Below are 17,017 nucleotides of genomic sequence, written 5' to 3' on the forward strand. Positions count from 1 at the left end.
GCAAGGAATGATGATGTCCCCCAAGCACTTCCTGAACACCCAGGACTGGAGCCGCAGCGAACTTGACGCGCTGCTGACCCAGGCTGCGCTGTTCAAGCGCAACAAGCTCGGCGACCAGCTCAAGGGCAAGTCGATCGCGCTGGTGTTCTTCAATCCGTCCATGCGCACCCGCACCAGTTTCGAGCTGGGCGCGTTCCAGCTTGGTGCCCACGCAGTGGTGCTGCAGCCGGGCAAGGATGCATGGCCGATCGAGTTCAACCTCGGCACGGTGATGGACGGCGATACCGAAGAGCACATCGCTGAAGTGGCCAAGGTGCTCGGCCGTTACTGCGACATCATCGCCGTGCGTGCTTTCCCGAAGTTCGTCGACTGGGCCTACGACCGCCAGGACGTCGTGCTCGAGAGTTTCGCCAGGTACTCGCCGGTGCCGGTGATCAACATGGAGACCATCACCCACCCGTGCCAGGAACTGGCGCACGTGATGGCCCTGCAGGAGCATTTCGGTACCCAGGACCTGCGCGGCAAGAAGTACGTGCTGACCTGGACCTACCACCCCAAGCCGCTGAACACCGCGGTGGCCAACTCGGCGCTGACCATCGCCACCCGCATGGGCATGGACGTGACGCTGCTGTGCCCGACCGCCGACTACATCCTCGACGAGCGCTACATGGGCTGGGCCGAGCAGAACGTGGCCGAGAGCGGCGGTTCGCTGAAGATCAGCCATGACATCGACAGCGCCTATGCCGGTGCCGACGTGGTCTATGCCAAGAGCTGGGGCGCGCTGCCGTTCTTCGGCAACTGGGAGCCGGAGAAGCCGATCCGCGACCAGTTCAAGCACTTCATCGTCGACGAACGGAAGATGGCGCTGACCAACAACGGTGTGTTCAGCCACTGCCTGCCGCTGCGCCGCAACGTGAAGGCGACTGACGGCGTGATGGATTCGCCGCAGTGCATCGCCATCAACGAGGCCGAGAATCGCCTGCATGTGCAGAAGGCGATCATGGCCGCTGTTGCCGGGCGCTGATTTCTCCATTCGAACATTTCCGCCGGGCATGGCCCGGCGCTACCAGGACATACCCCCATGAGCAACAAAGACGTCGTTCTCGCCTTCTCCGGCGGCCTTGATACCAGCTTCTGCGTGCCTTACCTGCAGGAGCGCGGCTACAACGTGCATACCGTGTTCGCCGATACCGGCGGTGTGGATGACGAAGAGCGCGATTTCATCGAGAAGCGTGCCGCCGAACTGGGTGTCACCAGCCACCAGACCGTCGATGGCGGTCCGGCCATCTGGTCCGGCTTCGTCAAGCCGTTCGTGTGGGCCGGTGAAGGCTACCAGGGCCAGTACCCGCTGCTGGTGTCGGACCGTTACCTGATCGTCGATGCCGCGCTCAAGCGCGCCGCCGAACTGGGCACCAACATCATCGCCCACGGCTGCACCGGCATGGGCAACGACCAGGTGCGTTTCGACCTGGCAGTGAAGGCCCTGGGTGACTACCAGATCATCGCGCCGATCCGCGAGATCCAGAAGGAACACACCCAGACCCGCGCCTACGAACAGAAGTACCTGGAAGAGCGTGGCTTCGGCGTGCGCGCCAAGCAGCAGGCCTACACCATCAACGAGAACCTGTTGGGCCTGACCATGTCCGGCGGCGAGATCGATCGTTGGGAAGCACCGGGCGAGGGCGCCCGTGGCTGGTGCGCACCGCGCAGCGAATGGCCGGAAGCACCGCTGACCGTCACCCTGAAGTTTGTCGAAGGCGAAGCCGTGGAGCTCAACGGCAAGGCCCTGCCGGGTGAGCAGATCCTGGCCCAGCTCAACAAGCTGTTCGCCCCCTACGGCGTCGGTCGTGGCGTGTACACCGGCGACACCGTGATCGGCCTGAAGGGCCGCATCGTGTTCGAGGCGCCGGGCCTGGTCTCGCTGCTGGCCGCGCACCGCGCGCTGGAAGATGCGGTGCTGACCAAGCAGCAGAACCGCTTCAAGCCGGACGTGGCGCGCAAGTGGGTGGAGCTGGTGTACGAAGGCTTCTACCACGACCCGCTGAAGACCGACATCGAAGCCTTCCTGAAGTCCTCGCAGGCCAAGGTCAATGGCGAAGTGGTGCTGGAAACCCGTGGCGGTCGCGTCGACGCCGTTGCGGTGAAGTCGCCGCACCTGCTCAACACCAAGGGCGCCACCTATGCGCAGTCGGCCGACTGGGGCGTGGAAGAAGCCGAAGGCTTCATCAAGCTGTTCGGCATGAGCTCGACGCTGTACGCGCAGGTCAACCGCGGCTGAGCCGCGATCGACCTGCCCGCGCATTCCTCCTTAACCCCGCGCCGTTGGCGCGCCCCCTTCAACAAGAAGGGGGCTCTCCTCCAGACGCGTTCCGGTAGCGCCGGGCCATGCCCGGCGGAAATCCACAGGATTGTTGATTCATGCTTGAACAGACGCTCGATCACCTGCAGGCGCTGGTGTCCTTCGACACCCGCAACCCGCCGCGTGCGATCACCACCGGCGGCATCTTCGATTACCTGCGCGACAACCTGCCCGGGTTCAATGTCGAGGTGATCGACCATGGCGCTGGCGCGGTCAGCCTGTACGCCGTGCGCGGTACGCCGAAGTACCTGTTCAACGTGCATCTGGACACCGTGCCGGACTCGCCGCACTGGAGTGCCGACCCGCACGTGATGCGTCGCCTGGACGACCGCGTGGTCGGCCTCGGTGTGTGTGACATCAAGGGTGCGGCTGCTGCGCTGGTGGCTGCAGCCAATGCCAGTGATGGCGACGCGGCGTTCCTGTTCTCCAGCGATGAAGAAGCCAACGATCCGCGCTGTATTGCCGCGTTCCTGGCCCGGGGCATCAAGTACGAAGCGGTGCTGGTGGCCGAACCGACCATGAGCGAAGCGGTGCTCGCGCATCGTGGCATCAGCTCGGTGCTGATGCAGTTCGCCGGCCGTGCCGGCCATGCCTCGGGCAAGCAGGATGCCGCCGCCAGTGCGCTGCACCAGGCGATGCGCTGGGGTAACCGTGCGCTGGACCACGTCGAATCGCTGGCTTCGGCACGCTTCGGTGGATTGACCGGCCTGCGCTTCAACATCGGGCGCGTGGAAGGTGGCATCAAGGCCAACATGATCGCGCCGGCGGCGGAAGTGCGCTTTGGTTTCCGGCCGCTGCCGTCGATGGATATCGATGCGCTGCTGGCGACCTTTGCCGGTTTCGCCGAACCGGAAGCGGCGGTGTTCACCGAAACCTTCCGTGGCCCCAGCCTGCCGGCGGGCGACATCGCCGAAGCCGAGAACCGCCGCCTGCTGGCGCGCGACGTGGCCGATGCGTTGGATATTCCGATCGGCAACGCGGTGGACTTCTGGACCGAGGCGTCGCTGTTCTCGGCCGCTGGCTATACCACGCTGGTGTTCGGCCCGGGCGACATCGCCCAGGCCCATACCGCCGACGAGTTCGTGACGCTGGAGCAGCTGCAGCGCTACACCGACGCCGTACATCGGATCATCGCCGCTGGCGCCTGATCGACCTACAACGCCGCTGCGCTTCTGCGCGGCGGAACTGCAACGCGGCGACCGCCGCCTGTGACGAAACCGAAATGTCTCCTGCCCTCCAGCCCCACCGCCAGACCCGCCAGACCATCGTGCGCCTGCTCTCGAGCATGGCCAGCGCGAAGGAGATCAGCCAGTACCTCAAGCGCTTCTCGCAGCTGGACGCCAAGCGCTTCGCCGTGGTCAAGGTCGGCGGCGCAGTGCTGCGCGACGATCTCGACGCGCTGACCTCCTCGCTGTCGTTCCTGCAGGAAGTCGGCCTGACCCCGATCGTGCTGCACGGCGCCGGACCGCAGCTGGATGCGGAACTGTCGGCCGCCGGCATTGAAAAGCAGACGGTCAACGGCCTGCGGGTGACCTCGCCGGAAGCGCTGGCGATCGTGCGCCGGGTGTTCCAGCAATCCAACCTGCGCCTGGTCGAAGCCCTGCAGCAGAACGGCGCGCGCGCCACGTCCATCACTGGTGGCGTGTTCGAGGCGGAGTACCTAGGCCTGGATACCTACGGCCTGGTCGGCGAGGTGAAGAAGGTCAACCTGGCACCGATCGAAGCCAGCCTGCGTGCGGGCTCGATCCCGGTCATCACCAGCCTGGGCGAGACCGCCGGCGGGCAGATCCTCAACGTCAATGCCGACTTCGCCGCCAACGAACTGGTGCAGGAACTGCAGCCGTACAAGATCATCTTCCTGACCGGTACCGGCGGCCTGCTGGACGAAGAGGGCAGCGTGATCGATTCGATCAACCTGTCCACCGAGTACGACCACCTGATCGCGCAACCGTGGATCCACGGTGGCATGAAGGTGAAGATCGAACAGATCAAGTCGCTGCTCGACCGGCTGCCGCTGGAATCGTCGGTGTCGATCACCCGGCCCGCCGACCTGGCCAAGGAACTGTTCACCCACAAGGGCTCGGGTACGCTGGTGCGCAAGGGCGAGAAGGTGCTGCGTGCAACCGCCTGGAGCGAGCTTGACCTGCCGCGCCTGAAGGGCCTGATCGAATCCAGTTTCGGCCGCACCCTGGTGCCGGACTATTTCGAGAAGACCACGCTGCTGCGCGCCTATGTCAGCGAGAACTACCGTACGGCGGTGATCCTCACCGATGAGGCCGAGGGCGTGTACCTGGACAAGTTCGCCGTGCTCGACGATGCGCAGGGTGAAGGCCTGGGCCGCGCCGTATGGAACGTGATGCTGGAAGAAACTCCGCAGCTGTTCTGGCGCTCACGCAACGGCAACCCGATCAACCATTTCTACTACGCCGAATCCGATGGCTGCTACAAGCAGGGCAATTGGAAGGTGTTCTGGTACGGTGCCGATGGCATCGACCGGATCAGGACCTATGTCGACCATTGCGCCGTGCGTGCACCGAGCCTGGAGGGCTGAGCGCGATGAATCACGCAGACTGGACCAAGGTACCCACGCTGACCGGCACGCATGCGCGGCTGGAACCGCTGCAGATGAGCCATATCGATGGCCTGCGCGGTGCGTTGGGCGACGGCGCGCTGTCCCGGCTCTGGTACACCCAGGTGCCTGATGCGAAGACCATGACCGGCTATGTGCAGGCCGCGCTGCAGGTGCAGGCCGAGGGCAAGGTACTGCCGTTCGTGGTGTTCGATGCCAACGACCAGATTGTCGGCACCACCCGCTACTACGATCTGCAGCCTGACGTACCGCGGCTGAGCATCGGCTACACCTGGTATGGCGAGTCGGTACAGCGCACCGGGGTCAACTCCGAAACCAAGCTGATGCTGCTCGGCCATGCCTTCGAGCGCTTGGAATGCCTGAGCGTGGTGTTTGAAACCAGCTGGTTCAACTTCACCTCGCGCACCGCGATCGCACGCTTGGGCGCCAAGCAGGATGGCGTGCTGCGCAATCACCGTCGCCATCCCGACGGCACGCCACGCGACACCGTCATCTTCTCCATCATCGATGCGGAATGGCAGGGCGTGAAACGCCACCTGCAGCACCGCCTCGACTCGCACGCATGAGCACGCACGCATGAGTATTTCCTCCTCGTTCACCGTCGGCATCGTCGGCGCCCGCGGCCATACCGGCGCCGAGCTGATCCGGCTGGTGGCCGCGCATCCGAACCTGCGGCTGGGCTTCGTCTCTTCGCGCGAACTGGCCGGGCAGCGCGTGTCCGACCACTACCCGCAGTGGCAGGGTGAACTGCAGTTCGAAAATCTCGACGCCGATGCCGTTGCCGCCAAGGGCGTGGATGCGGTGATCCTGGCACTGCCCAACGGCCTGGCTGCTCCGTTCGTGGCGGCGCTGGAAACGGCGAAGCCGGACACGGTGATCGTCGACCTGTCGGCCGACTACCGTTTCGACACTGCCTGGTACTACAGCCTGCCCGAGCTTACCCGCAGCCGTTACAGCGGGCAGAAGCACATCAGCAACCCCGGCTGCTACGCCACCGCGATGCAGCTGGCGATCCATCCGCTGCGGGATCTGCTGGCGGGCCCGCCGCAGTGCTTCGGCGTGTCCGGCTACTCCGGTGCCGGCACCTCGCCGTCGGACAAGAACAATGTCGAGCTGCTGGCCGACAACCTGATGCCGTACGCGCTGACCAACCACGTGCACGAGCGCGAAGTGTCCGTGCAGCTGGGCGTGGCGGTCGAATTCATGCCCCACGTCGCGCCGCATTTCCGTGGCATCACCCTCACCGCCAACCTGTGGTTGAACCGCGTGCAGACCCGCGAGCAGATCGTCGAGCGCTTCCAGCAGGCCTATGCCGGTGAAGCACTCATCGAGGTCGTGGACGAGGCGCCGTGGGTGAGCCGCATCGCCGGCCGCCATGGTGCCCAGGTCGGCGGCTTCACGCTGGCCCCGGGCGGCAAGCGGGTGGTGGTGGTGGCGACCCTGGACAACCTGCTCAAGGGCGCGGCCACGCAGGCCATGCAGAACCTCAATCTCGCGCTGGGCATCGACGAACTGACGTCGATCCCGCACTGAAACCGTACAGGAGCCCCCCATGGCAGACCTTCTTTGGCAGAAGCCAGGCGTCGCTGTCGATGCCCAGATCCAGACCTTCCTCGCCGGCGACGACGTGATCCTCGATCGCGAATTCTTCCTGCATGACATCGCCGCCAGCGCCGCGCACGCGCAAGGTCTGCAGCACATCGGCATCCTCAGCGCCGACGAGCTGGCAGGGTTGCTGCGCGAGCTGGAGGTGCTGGCGCAGGACTTCCGCGAAGGCCGCTTCGTGCTGGATACGCAGTATGAAGATGGCCATTCGGCCATCGAGGCCCGGTTGACCGAACGCCTTGGTGATGCCGGCCGCAAGATCCACACCGGCCGCAGCCGCAACGACCAGATCCTGGTCGCCACCCGGTTGTGGTTGAAGGAGAAGTTGCAGCGCGTAGCGCAGGTCAGTGCCGAAGTGGCCAAGGTCGCCCTTGACCGTGCACAGGCCGAACAGCACCTGCCGATTCCCGGTTACACCCACATCCAGCGTGCGGTGGTGTCCTCGGCCGGCATGTGGTGGGCCGGTTGGGCCGAAGCCTTCATCGACAACGCTGTGCGTGCCCGCGATACCCATGCGCTGGTCGATGCCAACCCGCTCGGCACTGCTGCCGGTTACGGCGTGAACCTGCCGCTGGACCGCGAGCACACCACCGCCGCGCTCGGCTTTGCGCGCATGCAGATCTCGCCGATCTACGCGCAGCTGTCGCGTGGCAAGTTCGAATTGGCTGCACTGGAAGCGCTTGGCGGTGCGACCCTGGACCTGCGCCGCATCGCCTGGGACCTGTCGCTGTTCACCAGCGCCGAATTCGGTTTCGTCGCGCTGCCGGCGCAGTACACCACCGGCAGTTCGATCATGCCCAACAAGCGCAATCCGGACGTGATCGAGCTGATGCGGGCGACCCATGCCAGTGTCGCCGCCGCACGCACCGAGATCGAGCAGCTGCTGTCGCTGCCATCGGGCTACCACCGCGATCTGCAGTCGTCCAAGGGCGCGATCTTCCACGGCTTCGGTCGCGGCCTGGCCGCGCTGGAGCTGCTGCCGGCGCTGCTGGCCAACCTGGAATGGCGCGATGACAAGCTGCGTGCGGCGATCGATTCGGGCATGTACGCCACCGACGTAGCGGTGGAAGCTGCGGTCGCGGGCGTGCCCTTCCGCGAGGCCTACAAGGCCGCTGCCGCCGGTGCCGACAGCGCGGGGCGGGGGCGTACGCCGGAAGGCAGCCTGGCGGCGCGTGTATCGCCGGGTTCGGCGTCGGACCTGCGCCTGGATGAACTGCGCGCGCGCTGGCAGGGGCTGTCCTGATGGCCGGCACTGTTTACCTGGTGCTGGCGATGCGCCAGCCCGGTTTCACCGACGCCGTGGTGCAACCGCACCGCGACTTTCTTGATGCGCTGCAGGCCGAGGGCAAGCTGCAGCTGACCGGCGGCTTTGCCGATGGCAGTGGCGGCGCCTATGTGCTGTGCAACGTCGACAGCCTGGCGCAGGCACAGGCCATCGTCGCCACCGATCCGCTGGTGACGATGCAGGCATCGGCGCTGAGCGTCCACGAATGGAATACCCGCTGAGGCGCCCTTGATGACCGTCCACGCCGCCAACGTTGCATCGCCGTTCCCCGAACAAGCGCTGCCGTCGTGGCGGCGTGCCGTACTCAAGGTCGGCAGCAGCCTGCTCGCAGCCGATGGCGGTGGCCTGTCACCGCGTCACGCGCTGGGCCTGGCCCAGTTCGTCTCGGCCAACGTGCTGGCCGGGCGCGAAGTGGTCATCGTCTCCTCCGGCGCGGTGGCTGCCGGCCGCGCGATCCTGCCCAGGGCCGATGAGCCCGGTGCGGCGATGGCTGCACGACAGGCATTGGCGGCACTTGGCCAGGCGCAGCTGATCGGTCTGTGGCAGCGCTTCTTTGAGCGCCCGGTGGCGCAGGTGCTGCTGACCCATGACGATCTGCGCAACCGCCGTCGCTATCTCAACGCGCGGGCAACCCTCAACGAGTTGTTGCGGCTGGGGGCGCTGCCGGTGGTCAACGAGAACGACACCGTGTCGGTGGACGAGCTCAAGCTCGGCGACAACGACAACCTGGCCGCGACCGTGGCGGCGCTGGTCGATGCCGATGCGCTGTTCATCGCCACCGACATCGATGGCCTCTACAGTGCCGACCCGCGCACGCATGCCGATGCGCGGCCGCTGCACGACGTGCCCGAGTTGAATGATGCCGTGCTGGCGATGGCCGGTGGTGCCGGTTCAGTTGCCGGTACCGGTGGCATGCGCACCAAGCTGGAGGCCGCGGCCAAGGCCGGCCGTGTTGGCATCGAAACCTACCTGTTCAACGGCCGCAGTGGCGAGGTGGTGCGCGCGCTTGCGCAGGATCGCCTGTTCGGCACCCGCATCCACGCTGCGCGCAGCCGCGAGGCCGCCCGCAAGCACTGGCTGCGGCACGCACCGCTGGCCGAAGGCGCGATCCTGATCGACGCCGGTGCAGCGCAGGCGATGCGCGAGAAGGGCGCATCGCTGTTGCCTGGTGGCATCACCGGTGCCGATGGCGCGTTCCGCCGTGGTGACATGGTGCAGGTGTGCTGGAACACCGAAGCTGGCCGGGTCTGCGTGGCCCGTGGTGTCAGCCAGTACGCCGCCGATGACGTGCGCCGCATTGCCGGCCGCCACACCCGCGATATCCAGACCGTGCTCGGCTACAACTACGGCGGTACTGTCGTCCATCGCGACGATCTGGTGCTGCCATGAACCCATTGCAGGATGTCCCGATGAGTGAGATCGAATCGCAGGCCCGCGCCTGCCGTGACGCAGCCCAGGTGGTCGCTGGCCTCGACAGCGATGCCCGCAGGGCGCTGCTGCTGGCGATGGCGCAGGCGCTGGAGGTCAATGCCGGGCAGATTCTTGCGGGCAATGCGCGCGACCTGGCCGCCGCCCGCGACAAGGGCGTGGGCAGCGCGATGCTCGATCGCCTGGCGCTGGACCCGGCGCGCCTGCTGGCAATGGCCGATGCGGTTCGTGAGGTGGCGGGCCTGCCGGACCCGGTCGGGCAGGTGACCCGCGACGACGTGCGTCCGAACGGCATCCGCGTGCAGAAGGTGCGCGTGCCGCTGGGTGTGATCGCGATGATCTACGAAGCACGCCCGAACGTGACCGCCGAAGCCGCCGCGCTATGCCTGAAAGCGGGCAACGGCGTGATCCTGCGTGGCGGTTCGGAGGCGATCCATTCCAACACCGCCATCGCCCAGGCGTTGGCCGGAGCATTGAAGGCCAACGGCGTTCCCCCTGCCGCGGTGACGGTGCTGACCGACCTGCGCCGCGAAGCCATGCTGGAACTGCTGCAGCTGCATGAACTGATCGACCTGGCCATCCCGCGCGGTGGCGAAGGCCTGATCCGATTCGTTGCAGAACACGCGCGGGTACCGGTGATCAAGCACTACAAGGGTGTCTGCCACCTGCTCGTGGATGCCAGTGCCGACCCTGCCAAAGCGCTCGATCTGCTGGTGGACGGCAAGTGCAGTCGCCCGTCCGCGTGCAATTCACTGGAAACCCTGCTGGTGCACCAGGACATTGCCGCAGACTTCCTGCCGCGTGCTGCGCAGGCGCTGGCCGAACGTGGCGTGCAGCTGCGTGCCGACGCGCGCGCGCAGCCGTTGCTGCCGGGAAGCATCGCGGCCAGTGAGGACGACTATGCCGCCGAGTTCCTTGATCTGGTACTGGCAGTGCGTGTGGTCGACGATCTTGATGCAGCGATCGCGCACATCCGCACCTACACTTCCGACCATACCGAGGTGATCGCCACCGAAGACGCGGCCAGTGCCGAACGTTTCGTCAACGCGTTGCGCTCGGCGGTGGTGATGGTCAACGCGTCTTCTCGCTTTTCCGATGGCGGCCAGCTCGGCCTCGGCAGCGAGATCGGCATCTCCACCACGCGCCTGCATGCCTATGGCCCGATGGGACTGGAAGCGCTCACGGTCGAACGTTTCGTAGTGCGCGGCGAAGGCCAGGTCAGAAAGTAGGTTCACGGCCGGGCTGCGCCCGGCACCCGCAGATGCCACGGCAACGGCCGAAGCAACGGCAACAGCTGGGTTCCTGTGGGATGGCGGGGTGGGTCCGGTTGCGGGGGACGCCGTAAACCCATCCATGGGGGCTTGGCCGCGGCATCCATGCCGCGGACACCCCCGCAACCGGACCCGCCCCGCCTTCGACAATTTCCCGCGGTCTGCCGGAATGGCATGGCCTGCTCTTGGTGGGTGTCGACCTTGGTCGACACGTAGATCCACGCCATGCGTGGATGCTTTTCGTTCAATTGTCGAAATATTCGATTCCGATGGAGATTCATCCACGCATGGCGTGGATCTACCAGATTGCGGAAATCTGTCAGAGGTGGGGCGGTGTCGGATTGCGGGGTGTCAGCCGCATGGATGCGGCTGTCAAGCCTACAGGGACGTACTTGCGGCGTCCCCGCAATCCGACACCGCCCCGCCATCCCACGGAACCCAGCTGTTGCCGTTGCTTCGGCTGTTGCAGTTGCCTCTGCAGGGTGCCGGGCGCAGCCCGGCCGAACCCCCCTTACCGCAACAGCTGCGCAGTCATGCCCAGCGGCCGCGCATGCTCATCCATGTGCAGGGTGATGGCCTTCGCATTGAACATCTGTTCGGCGAGCTGATCACTGGCGCCAAGCGAATGGGCGATCTCCGAGCGGCTGGCGTCCTCGCGTGGGTTGCGCCGTTCCCTGCCGGCGAAGCGGTAGCGGTTGTACTCGGCCCAGGCGATCAGCAGCAGCGCGCAGCCGGCCAGGATCACCGGCAGGGCGATGATCACGAACGGATCCAGGTGCTGCTTGCGCTCGTACAGCTGCAGCCACGCCTGCTGCCCACCCAAAAGCCAGGACACCAGGGTGACCAGTGGCGCCCATAGATAGAAGTAGAACCCCCAGAACGCCAGGGTCACAAACCCCCAGGCGGTGCGCTGCAAGCGGGGCTGCTGGCGCGGTTTCTGGATCAGGCGCGAGTCGAAGCGGTTGGACGGCTTCCTCGTGGCGATCTGGCGATGTGCGTTCATCGGATACCCCTGTCTGGGCTGACCCAGGTTGCACGCTTGCCACGCCGCCTGAGCAGGGTCTTGGGCAGCGCCACCAGCGTGGTGAACAGGCTGATCAACCAGTACGCCATCGGGTACCAGATGACCCAGAAATAGTTGCGGCCGATATGCGTTTCGTAACGCCTGTCGATGATCAGGCTGCTGGCGAACTGCAGCAGGCAGACCAGCGCCAGGATCACGCCATGCCATTGCGGCAGCAACGTGTCGATGTACAACTGCGGCGGCATCGGGTTGAACTTGCCCAGTGCCCACAGCAGGATGATCGCGAGCATGGTGTAGGCCCACAGCACGCTGAGGATGTATTCCAGCAGCACGCCCCACATGCGCCGCTTGCGCCAGCTGAACAACGAAGAGCCGTGGCGCAGCAGCACTTCCACGCCGCCCTGTGCCCAGCGCAGGCGCTGCCGCCACAGTCCCTTCAGTGTTTCCGGCATCAGGATGAAGCACAACGCGTTGGGCTCGTAACGGATGTCCCAATGATCCAGCTGCAGCCGCCAGCTGATGTCGATGTCCTCGGTGACCATGTCATCTGCCCAGTAGCCGATGCGGTGCAGGGCCGTGCGACGGAATGCGGCGATGACCCCGGACACGGTGAAGATGCGGCCGTAGACGCGTTGGGCGCGCTTGATCATGCCGATGATCGAGGAGAACTCCGCGACCTGCAGGCGGCCGAGCAGGGTGGAGCGGTTGCGGATGCGCGGGTTGCCGGTCACCGCGCCCACGCGCGGGCCGCTGGTCAGGTGCCAGACCATCCAGTGCATGGCGAATTCTTCCAGCATGGCATCACCGTCGATGCACACCAGGTATTCCGATCGCGCAGCCAGGGCGCCCATGCGCAGCGCGTTGGCCTTGCCCAGGTTGCGGTCCAGGTGGACCACACGCAGGCGCGGGTGCAGGGCCGCAAGCGCGTCCAGGCGGGCGCCGGTGTCGTCGCTGCTGCCATCGTTGATGGCGATCACTTCGAAGTCCGGATAGCGCTGGGCCAATGCCGCGCCGAGGGTGTCGTCCAGGTTCGCTGACTCGTTGTGGCACGGAATCAGCAGGCTGGCGAACGGATACTCCGCCATGGGTGGTGGATCGTTGCGCGGCCGCGACTTCCGCTCACGACGGAAGAAGTAGTACAGGCCACCGGACATCCAGAGGAACGCCATCACCATGGGGTAGAAGAAGGCGAACTGGAACATGGCGTTGAGCCACGGGTTCATGTCCACGTCACTTCTCCGGATACGGGAAGTTGCGCGCGGACATCGCCGCGCGTGCATCCTGGGTCGACGGCTTGTCGGCGATGAAATCGTCCGGGTACCACGCGAAATGACGCACGCCCTGCGCCTGCAGGCGACGGATCTGCGCGCGCAGCTGTTCGCCGCTGATCGACGTCTGCGTGCGCCAGTCCACGGTCTGCAGCTCGAACATCGTGTGCTTCAGGTCCGGGTCGTGCTCGCGCACTGCCACCACCAGGCGGTCCATCCAGCGCTGGGGACGGCGGCTGCCTTCCATCCACGGCATCGCCATCAGCGCGGTGCGGTCGTAGGCCTGATTGAACAGGTCCAGGCGCTGGGCGAACCACGCTGCGCTCTGCGGTTCCAGCACCGGCTGTGCGTACAGGTTGCGCACGGTGCCCAGCTTGGGGCGCCAGCGTTGTGCGCTGTCGCGCAGTTCCAGGGTGAAATCGATCAGCGCCTGGGTGCGGCCACCGTCGCTGCCTTCCTGTGGCAGCTGCGCCAGTTCGGTATCGCGTACGTAGCCGTCATCATGGAACAGCAGGCCTTCGAAGTACGAATTGATCGCCAGGTCTTCGTAGATGTCCTTGATGATCTGCCGTGCCGGCGGCTTGGTGAAATCCAGGCGGTACATGCCATCGCGTTCCGGACTCTGGATGCCCAGCGCCGCACGCTGCGCAGCGTCGGGCAGTTCATAACCCAGCACCGGCAGCCATGCGTAGACCTTCACCCCGGCACGGGTTTTCAGCTGCCAGGCGACACGGTTGAACAGGTCCGCGCGCATCGGCAGATGCCGGTTCGGGAAGTACAGGGCATCGGCGGTGTTGTTGCCGTCCGGGTCGGCGAAGGCCTGCAGGTAGACATGCGTCGGGCCGATCCGTTTCACGCGTTCTATCAGGGCATCCAGGTTGCGCGCCTGCTGTGCAGGGTCGCTGTCGTAGACCGAATCCAGGTCGATCTGCAGGGCACGGGTACCGTCCAGGTTGACGTTGCGACGCAGCTCGAAGGCCAGCGAGGTGACGTTTGGATTGCTGGTCACCAGCAGGCGTGCAAGGCCGTGCAGGTCGGCGGTTACCGGCGTGCTGCGTCCTTCCAGGTCGAAGGACACCGGCATGCCCAGCTGCTCGGCGATGTCATTGCTCAACTGGTTGTAGGCGGCATACGGCCAGACGATCGCTTTCGGGCGTACGCCCAGTTCCTTTTCGATGCGCTGCACGCTGCGGCCGAGATCGTCGCGCAGGCGCTTCTCGTACTCCTGCGCGCTTTCATAGCGCTGCGCCTTCGGGTCGTAGATGCGGGTGATCACCGCCGGGGTCTGGTTGCCCTGCGGGTTGGACTGCACGCCGTGATGCAGGTTGTCGGTATGGCTGGCCAGTTCGATCAGGCCGCTGGCCTGCATCTCGCGCAGCTGGTCCCAGGTCAGGAAATCGTCATGGCCGAACGGACGGTAGCCGTAGTCGATGGTGCGCCCCGGTGCCATGTCCACGTAGTCGGTGATCACTGCCACCAGCGCCGGATAGTTGTACGCGCGCAGCAGTGGATAGACACGGCTGTACACGCTGCGCAGGCCGTCGTCGAAGGTCAGCAGCACCGGCCGCGGCGGCAGCTTCGCCTCCCCCCGCGAGGCCTTGATCAGCTGCGACAGCGACACCGGGTGATAGCCATGGGCGGACAGCCAGTCCAGGTGTGCGGCGAAGTTCTGCGTGCTGACCGCGTAGGCGTCGGCATCGGATTTCTCCAGCACATCATCGCGCACGTCGTGGTAGCTGAGGACCAGCAGGCCGTTGTCGGCCGCGTCCAGTTCCGCGGCCGAGCGGGCGTGCTGGGCTGCGGCGGGCAGAGCCAGGAACAGCAGCGCCAGCAGCAGTACGATCGTCAGGTTGCGAAGCATCCGTTCCATCTCATTCTCCCCAGCGCAGCGCGGCATCGAAGCCGATATGTCGTTCACGTTGGCCGTCGTAGACCGGCCGCGACCAACTCACGCCGTACTCGAGGATCCGCCCCTGATCGAACTGCCATTCGTGGCGATAGGCCACGGTCGGAATGATTGAACTGCCAAAGCCTTCCTGCCAGTAGTTGCCAGCGGACACCGTCAGGCGATGGCGGAAGTGGCGCTCGTAATGGCGCCACAACTGCTGGTCGATGCGCAGGCCCACTTCCACCGAGCGATCCCGGGAGGGGTTGAAGTACGGCGCGTCGTCGCGGCTGCCACGGCTGGTGTAGACACTGCCCAGGCCATCGATCAACAGGCGGGGGCGGGTCAACAGCCGTTGTTCGATCGCGCTGTTCAGTGTGTCGCGGCGGTTGCCATCGTCGTAACGGAACTGGCTGCCACCGATGCTCCAGTGCGTGCGTTCGTTGCGGGTGTAATCCACGGCAACGGCAACGCTGTCGGCGGTGATGCCGGCCACGCGTGCCTGCATCGAGGCTTCCGGGTCATTGCGGGCGGCCGTTACGCCGGCGTGCCAGCGATCATTGAACTGCCAGCCGAAGCCGCCCCGCAGACCGGTGTCGCCGATGCTGTCGTTGGGGCGCAGCACCGCCGCCTCGGCATCGACGCGGTCGAAGCGGTAGCGCACGCCGGCACCGATCCACAGCGGATCGATATCCTGATCCTGGAAGGTGACCGAACGGCGGTCGGCGAAGGCGAACAGGCGCCAGCGGTCGTTGAGAACCGGCGAGGCGATTTCCATGCCGTAGTGCAGGTCGTCGTTGCCCAGCGGCGAGGTGCCGCCACCGCCGGAACTGCGGCCGCCCTCGACCTTGGCCAACAGCTGCCAGCCGCGATGGGCGCGCCAGTCGCGGTCCATGCGCTGCACCGACGGCTGGCTTGGATAGCGGGCCAGAAGATCGTCATGCAGCGGTCGCGCCAGGTCGTCGCGTTGCAGCTGCACGTAGGATTCGTACATGCCCAGCCGTGGCGCGATGTCGCGCGGGTCCAGGGTGTAGGCCATCTGGTGGCGCTCCAGTGCGCGCCGTGGCCAGCCGCGCATCTGGTAGACGCTGCCCAGCGAGGTCTGCAGGCTGCCATTGCCCGGGCCGACGTCGACCAGCGCTTCCAGCTCGCGCTGGGCCGTGGGCAGATCGCCGCTGTAGGCCCGCACCATCGCCAGGTTCAGGTCGGCTTCGTAGCGCGCCCAGTTCTGGAAGGGTGTCTTGCCACCGCCCCAGCGCCATGCAGGTTCATCCTTCTGCCACGCCTGCAGGTAGCCCACCGCCTTCTCCGCCTGCTCGGTTTCCAGGTAGGCATAGGCCAGCTCCGAGCGCGACTGGAAGCGAGAGGGATCGTTCTTCGCGGCGGCCTCCAGCAACGGGATGGCTTCTTCCGGATTCTGGGTGGACATCAGCGAGTCGCCGACCGCTGGCAGCACGTAATCGGGCAGGGCATGGCCTTCGCGCTGCAGCGCCCGGGCCTCGTCGCGCACCTGCGCGTGGCGGGCCAGGCGGTTGAGCAGGATCAGCCGGTCCATGCGGATCCGCAGCGGCGCCTGCGCCTGCGCTGTGTCATCGCGCTCGACGTACTGCTCCATTTCCGCCAGCGAAGCTTCGGCCTCGTGCAGCCGGGTGTCTTCGGTTTCCCCGTAGGCCAGGCTCCAGTTGACCAGCTTGGCCACGTAGTTGGCTTCCAGCCGCGCCTTCTGGTCCTGGTCGAACAGGTTGGGCCGGGCCTGGTAAAGCCGCCAAGCGCGATGGGCATTGCCGATGTCGCCCAGGGTCAATACCTGCAGCTTGTACAGCAGGTCGTCGTTGGGCTCGCGCAGCTGCGCCCGCTCGATTGCCGCCAGGGCATCGACCCAGCGAGCCTGGTCACGGTAGTGGCCGATTTCGGCGAGCCGTTCGGCGCGCGTGGTCGCGGTGGGCGGCGGCGCCGCATCAGCCCAGGACGCCAGAGTGGCGCAGGCCAGGCCGACGCAGAACGCCAGCGGACGGTAGACAACCATGAGACCCCCTAAGCATCCATACCTGAACGATGTGCTTAAAGTGTGACGCACATCACATGCCAACTGTAGCTGACGCTTTGCCGATGCAGGCAGCTGCGGTCCGTACCAGATTGACGGAAAGTCCGTGAAGGATCGGCCAACCCTTCTGCAACTCGTTGTTGAAACAGGTATTTTTTGATTGCTACGGCGCCAAGGGGCGGCAATACGGCACGCCCCCGGGCTGTCCGGCACCCCAAGCCGCCCCCGGTTCTGGACGCGAACCGGGTCAGCTTTGGA

The 17,017-nt window shown here is 65.8% G+C and carries 14 protein-coding genes; 10 read left to right on the forward strand and 4 right to left on the reverse strand.

What is annotated here, in order from left to right:
- Positions 1 to 13 precede the first annotated feature (13 nt).
- From QOL57_RS13630 to QOL57_RS13675, 10 genes are all read left to right on the forward strand, one after another.
- Entirely contained in the window at positions 14 to 1,024 is a 1,011-nt protein-coding gene (locus QOL57_RS13630) for an N-acetylornithine carbamoyltransferase (RefSeq protein WP_025876421.1), read from the forward strand.
- A 57-nt stretch (positions 1,025 to 1,081) separates the two neighbouring features.
- Positions 1,082 to 2,278, forward strand: a complete 1,197-nt coding sequence (locus tag QOL57_RS13635) for an argininosuccinate synthase (protein ID WP_089236225.1) — start codon at positions 1,082 to 1,084, stop codon at positions 2,276 to 2,278.
- A 140-nt stretch (positions 2,279 to 2,418) separates the two neighbouring features.
- Positions 2,419 to 3,507: an acetylornithine deacetylase gene (locus tag QOL57_RS13640; RefSeq protein WP_089236224.1), complete on the forward strand. Its 1,089-nt coding sequence runs from the start codon at positions 2,419 to 2,421 to the stop codon at positions 3,505 to 3,507.
- A gap of 74 nt (positions 3,508 to 3,581) precedes the next feature.
- Positions 3,582 to 4,910, forward strand: coding sequence for an acetylglutamate kinase (locus tag QOL57_RS13645; RefSeq protein ID WP_089236223.1), 1,329 nt, complete (start codon positions 3,582 to 3,584; stop codon positions 4,908 to 4,910).
- A gap of 5 nt (positions 4,911 to 4,915) precedes the next feature.
- Positions 4,916 to 5,515 carry a GNAT family protein gene (locus QOL57_RS13650; RefSeq protein ID WP_089236222.1) on the forward strand — a complete coding sequence of 200 codons (600 nt, stop codon included), beginning with the start codon at positions 4,916 to 4,918 and terminating at the stop codon, positions 5,513 to 5,515.
- 10 nt (positions 5,516 to 5,525) lie between these two features.
- Positions 5,526 to 6,482 (forward strand): N-acetyl-gamma-glutamyl-phosphate reductase, encoded by a 957-nt coding sequence (gene argC, locus QOL57_RS13655; protein ID WP_089236221.1) that lies wholly within the window; start codon positions 5,526 to 5,528, stop codon positions 6,480 to 6,482.
- Between the two features lie 19 nt (positions 6,483 to 6,501).
- Positions 6,502 to 7,797: an argininosuccinate lyase gene (argH, locus tag QOL57_RS13660; protein WP_089236220.1), complete on the forward strand. Its 1,296-nt coding sequence runs from the start codon at positions 6,502 to 6,504 to the stop codon at positions 7,795 to 7,797.
- Complete coding sequence (locus tag QOL57_RS13665; RefSeq protein ID WP_089236219.1) at positions 7,797 to 8,060, forward strand: YciI family protein; 264 nt, start codon at positions 7,797 to 7,799, stop codon at positions 8,058 to 8,060. Before argH ends, QOL57_RS13665 begins: the two co-directional genes overlap by 1 nt.
- A gap of 10 nt (positions 8,061 to 8,070) precedes the next feature.
- Positions 8,071 to 9,228, forward strand: a complete 1,158-nt coding sequence (proB, locus tag QOL57_RS13670; protein WP_089236218.1) for a glutamate 5-kinase — start codon at positions 8,071 to 8,073, stop codon at positions 9,226 to 9,228.
- A complete protein-coding gene (locus tag QOL57_RS13675) occupies positions 9,225 to 10,496 on the forward strand; it encodes a glutamate-5-semialdehyde dehydrogenase (RefSeq protein ID WP_089236217.1) in 1,272 nt (423 codons plus the stop codon). Before proB ends, QOL57_RS13675 begins: the two co-directional genes overlap by 4 nt.
- A 553-nt stretch (positions 10,497 to 11,049) precedes the next feature.
- Here QOL57_RS13675 and pgaD read toward each other — a convergent pair.
- The 4 genes from pgaD to pgaA are packed head-to-tail and all read right to left on the reverse strand — an operon-like array spanning position 11,050 to position 16,741.
- Positions 11,050 to 11,541: a poly-beta-1,6-N-acetyl-D-glucosamine biosynthesis protein PgaD gene (gene pgaD, locus QOL57_RS13680; RefSeq protein ID WP_089236215.1), complete on the reverse strand. Its 492-nt coding sequence runs from the start codon at positions 11,539 to 11,541 to the stop codon at positions 11,050 to 11,052.
- On the reverse strand, positions 11,538 to 12,791 hold the full coding sequence (gene pgaC, locus QOL57_RS13685; protein ID WP_089236214.1) for a poly-beta-1,6-N-acetyl-D-glucosamine synthase: 1,254 nt from the start codon (positions 12,789 to 12,791) through the stop codon (positions 11,538 to 11,540). Before pgaC ends, pgaD begins: the two co-directional genes overlap by 4 nt.
- Before the next feature lies 1 nt (position 12,792).
- Complete coding sequence (pgaB, locus tag QOL57_RS13690; RefSeq protein WP_089238015.1) at positions 12,793 to 14,691, reverse strand: poly-beta-1,6-N-acetyl-D-glucosamine N-deacetylase PgaB; 1,899 nt, start codon at positions 14,689 to 14,691, stop codon at positions 12,793 to 12,795.
- 10 nt (positions 14,692 to 14,701) lie between these two features.
- The gene (pgaA, locus tag QOL57_RS13695) at positions 14,702 to 16,741 is read right to left on the reverse strand and encodes a poly-beta-1,6 N-acetyl-D-glucosamine export porin PgaA (RefSeq protein WP_089236213.1); all 2,040 of its coding nucleotides are present in this window, start codon (positions 16,739 to 16,741) and stop codon (positions 14,702 to 14,704) included.
- Positions 16,742 to 17,017 lie beyond the last annotated feature (276 nt).

The sequence above is a fragment of the Stenotrophomonas sp. yr243 genome, assembly GCF_900184195.1.
Classification (GTDB): Bacteria; Pseudomonadota; Gammaproteobacteria; order Xanthomonadales; family Xanthomonadaceae; genus Stenotrophomonas; species Stenotrophomonas lactitubi.

Coding starts and splice junctions, on each gene's coding strand:
- QOL57_RS13675 (WP_089236217.1), top strand. CDS start 9,225: ATGAACCCATTGCAGGATGTCCCGATGAGTGAGATCGAATCGCAGGCC.
- argC (WP_089236221.1), top strand. CDS start 5,526: ATGAGTATTTCCTCCTCGTTCACCGTCGGCATCGTCGGCGCCCGCGGC.
- pgaD (WP_089236215.1), bottom strand. CDS start 11,541: ATGAACGCACATCGCCAGATCGCCACGAGGAAGCCGTCCAACCGCTTC.
- QOL57_RS13645 (WP_089236223.1), top strand. CDS start 3,582: ATGTCTCCTGCCCTCCAGCCCCACCGCCAGACCCGCCAGACCATCGTG.
- pgaB (WP_089238015.1), bottom strand. CDS start 14,691: ATGCTTCGCAACCTGACGATCGTACTGCTGCTGGCGCTGCTGTTCCTG.
- QOL57_RS13630 (WP_025876421.1), top strand. CDS start 14: ATGTCCCCCAAGCACTTCCTGAACACCCAGGACTGGAGCCGCAGCGAA.
- QOL57_RS13640 (WP_089236224.1), top strand. CDS start 2,419: ATGCTTGAACAGACGCTCGATCACCTGCAGGCGCTGGTGTCCTTCGAC.
- QOL57_RS13635 (WP_089236225.1), top strand. CDS start 1,082: ATGAGCAACAAAGACGTCGTTCTCGCCTTCTCCGGCGGCCTTGATACC.
- QOL57_RS13665 (WP_089236219.1), top strand. CDS start 7,797: ATGGCCGGCACTGTTTACCTGGTGCTGGCGATGCGCCAGCCCGGTTTC.
- argH (WP_089236220.1), top strand. CDS start 6,502: ATGGCAGACCTTCTTTGGCAGAAGCCAGGCGTCGCTGTCGATGCCCAG.
- pgaA (WP_089236213.1), bottom strand. CDS start 16,741: ATGGTTGTCTACCGTCCGCTGGCGTTCTGCGTCGGCCTGGCCTGCGCC.
- proB (WP_089236218.1), top strand. CDS start 8,071: ATGACCGTCCACGCCGCCAACGTTGCATCGCCGTTCCCCGAACAAGCG.
- QOL57_RS13650 (WP_089236222.1), top strand. CDS start 4,916: ATGAATCACGCAGACTGGACCAAGGTACCCACGCTGACCGGCACGCAT.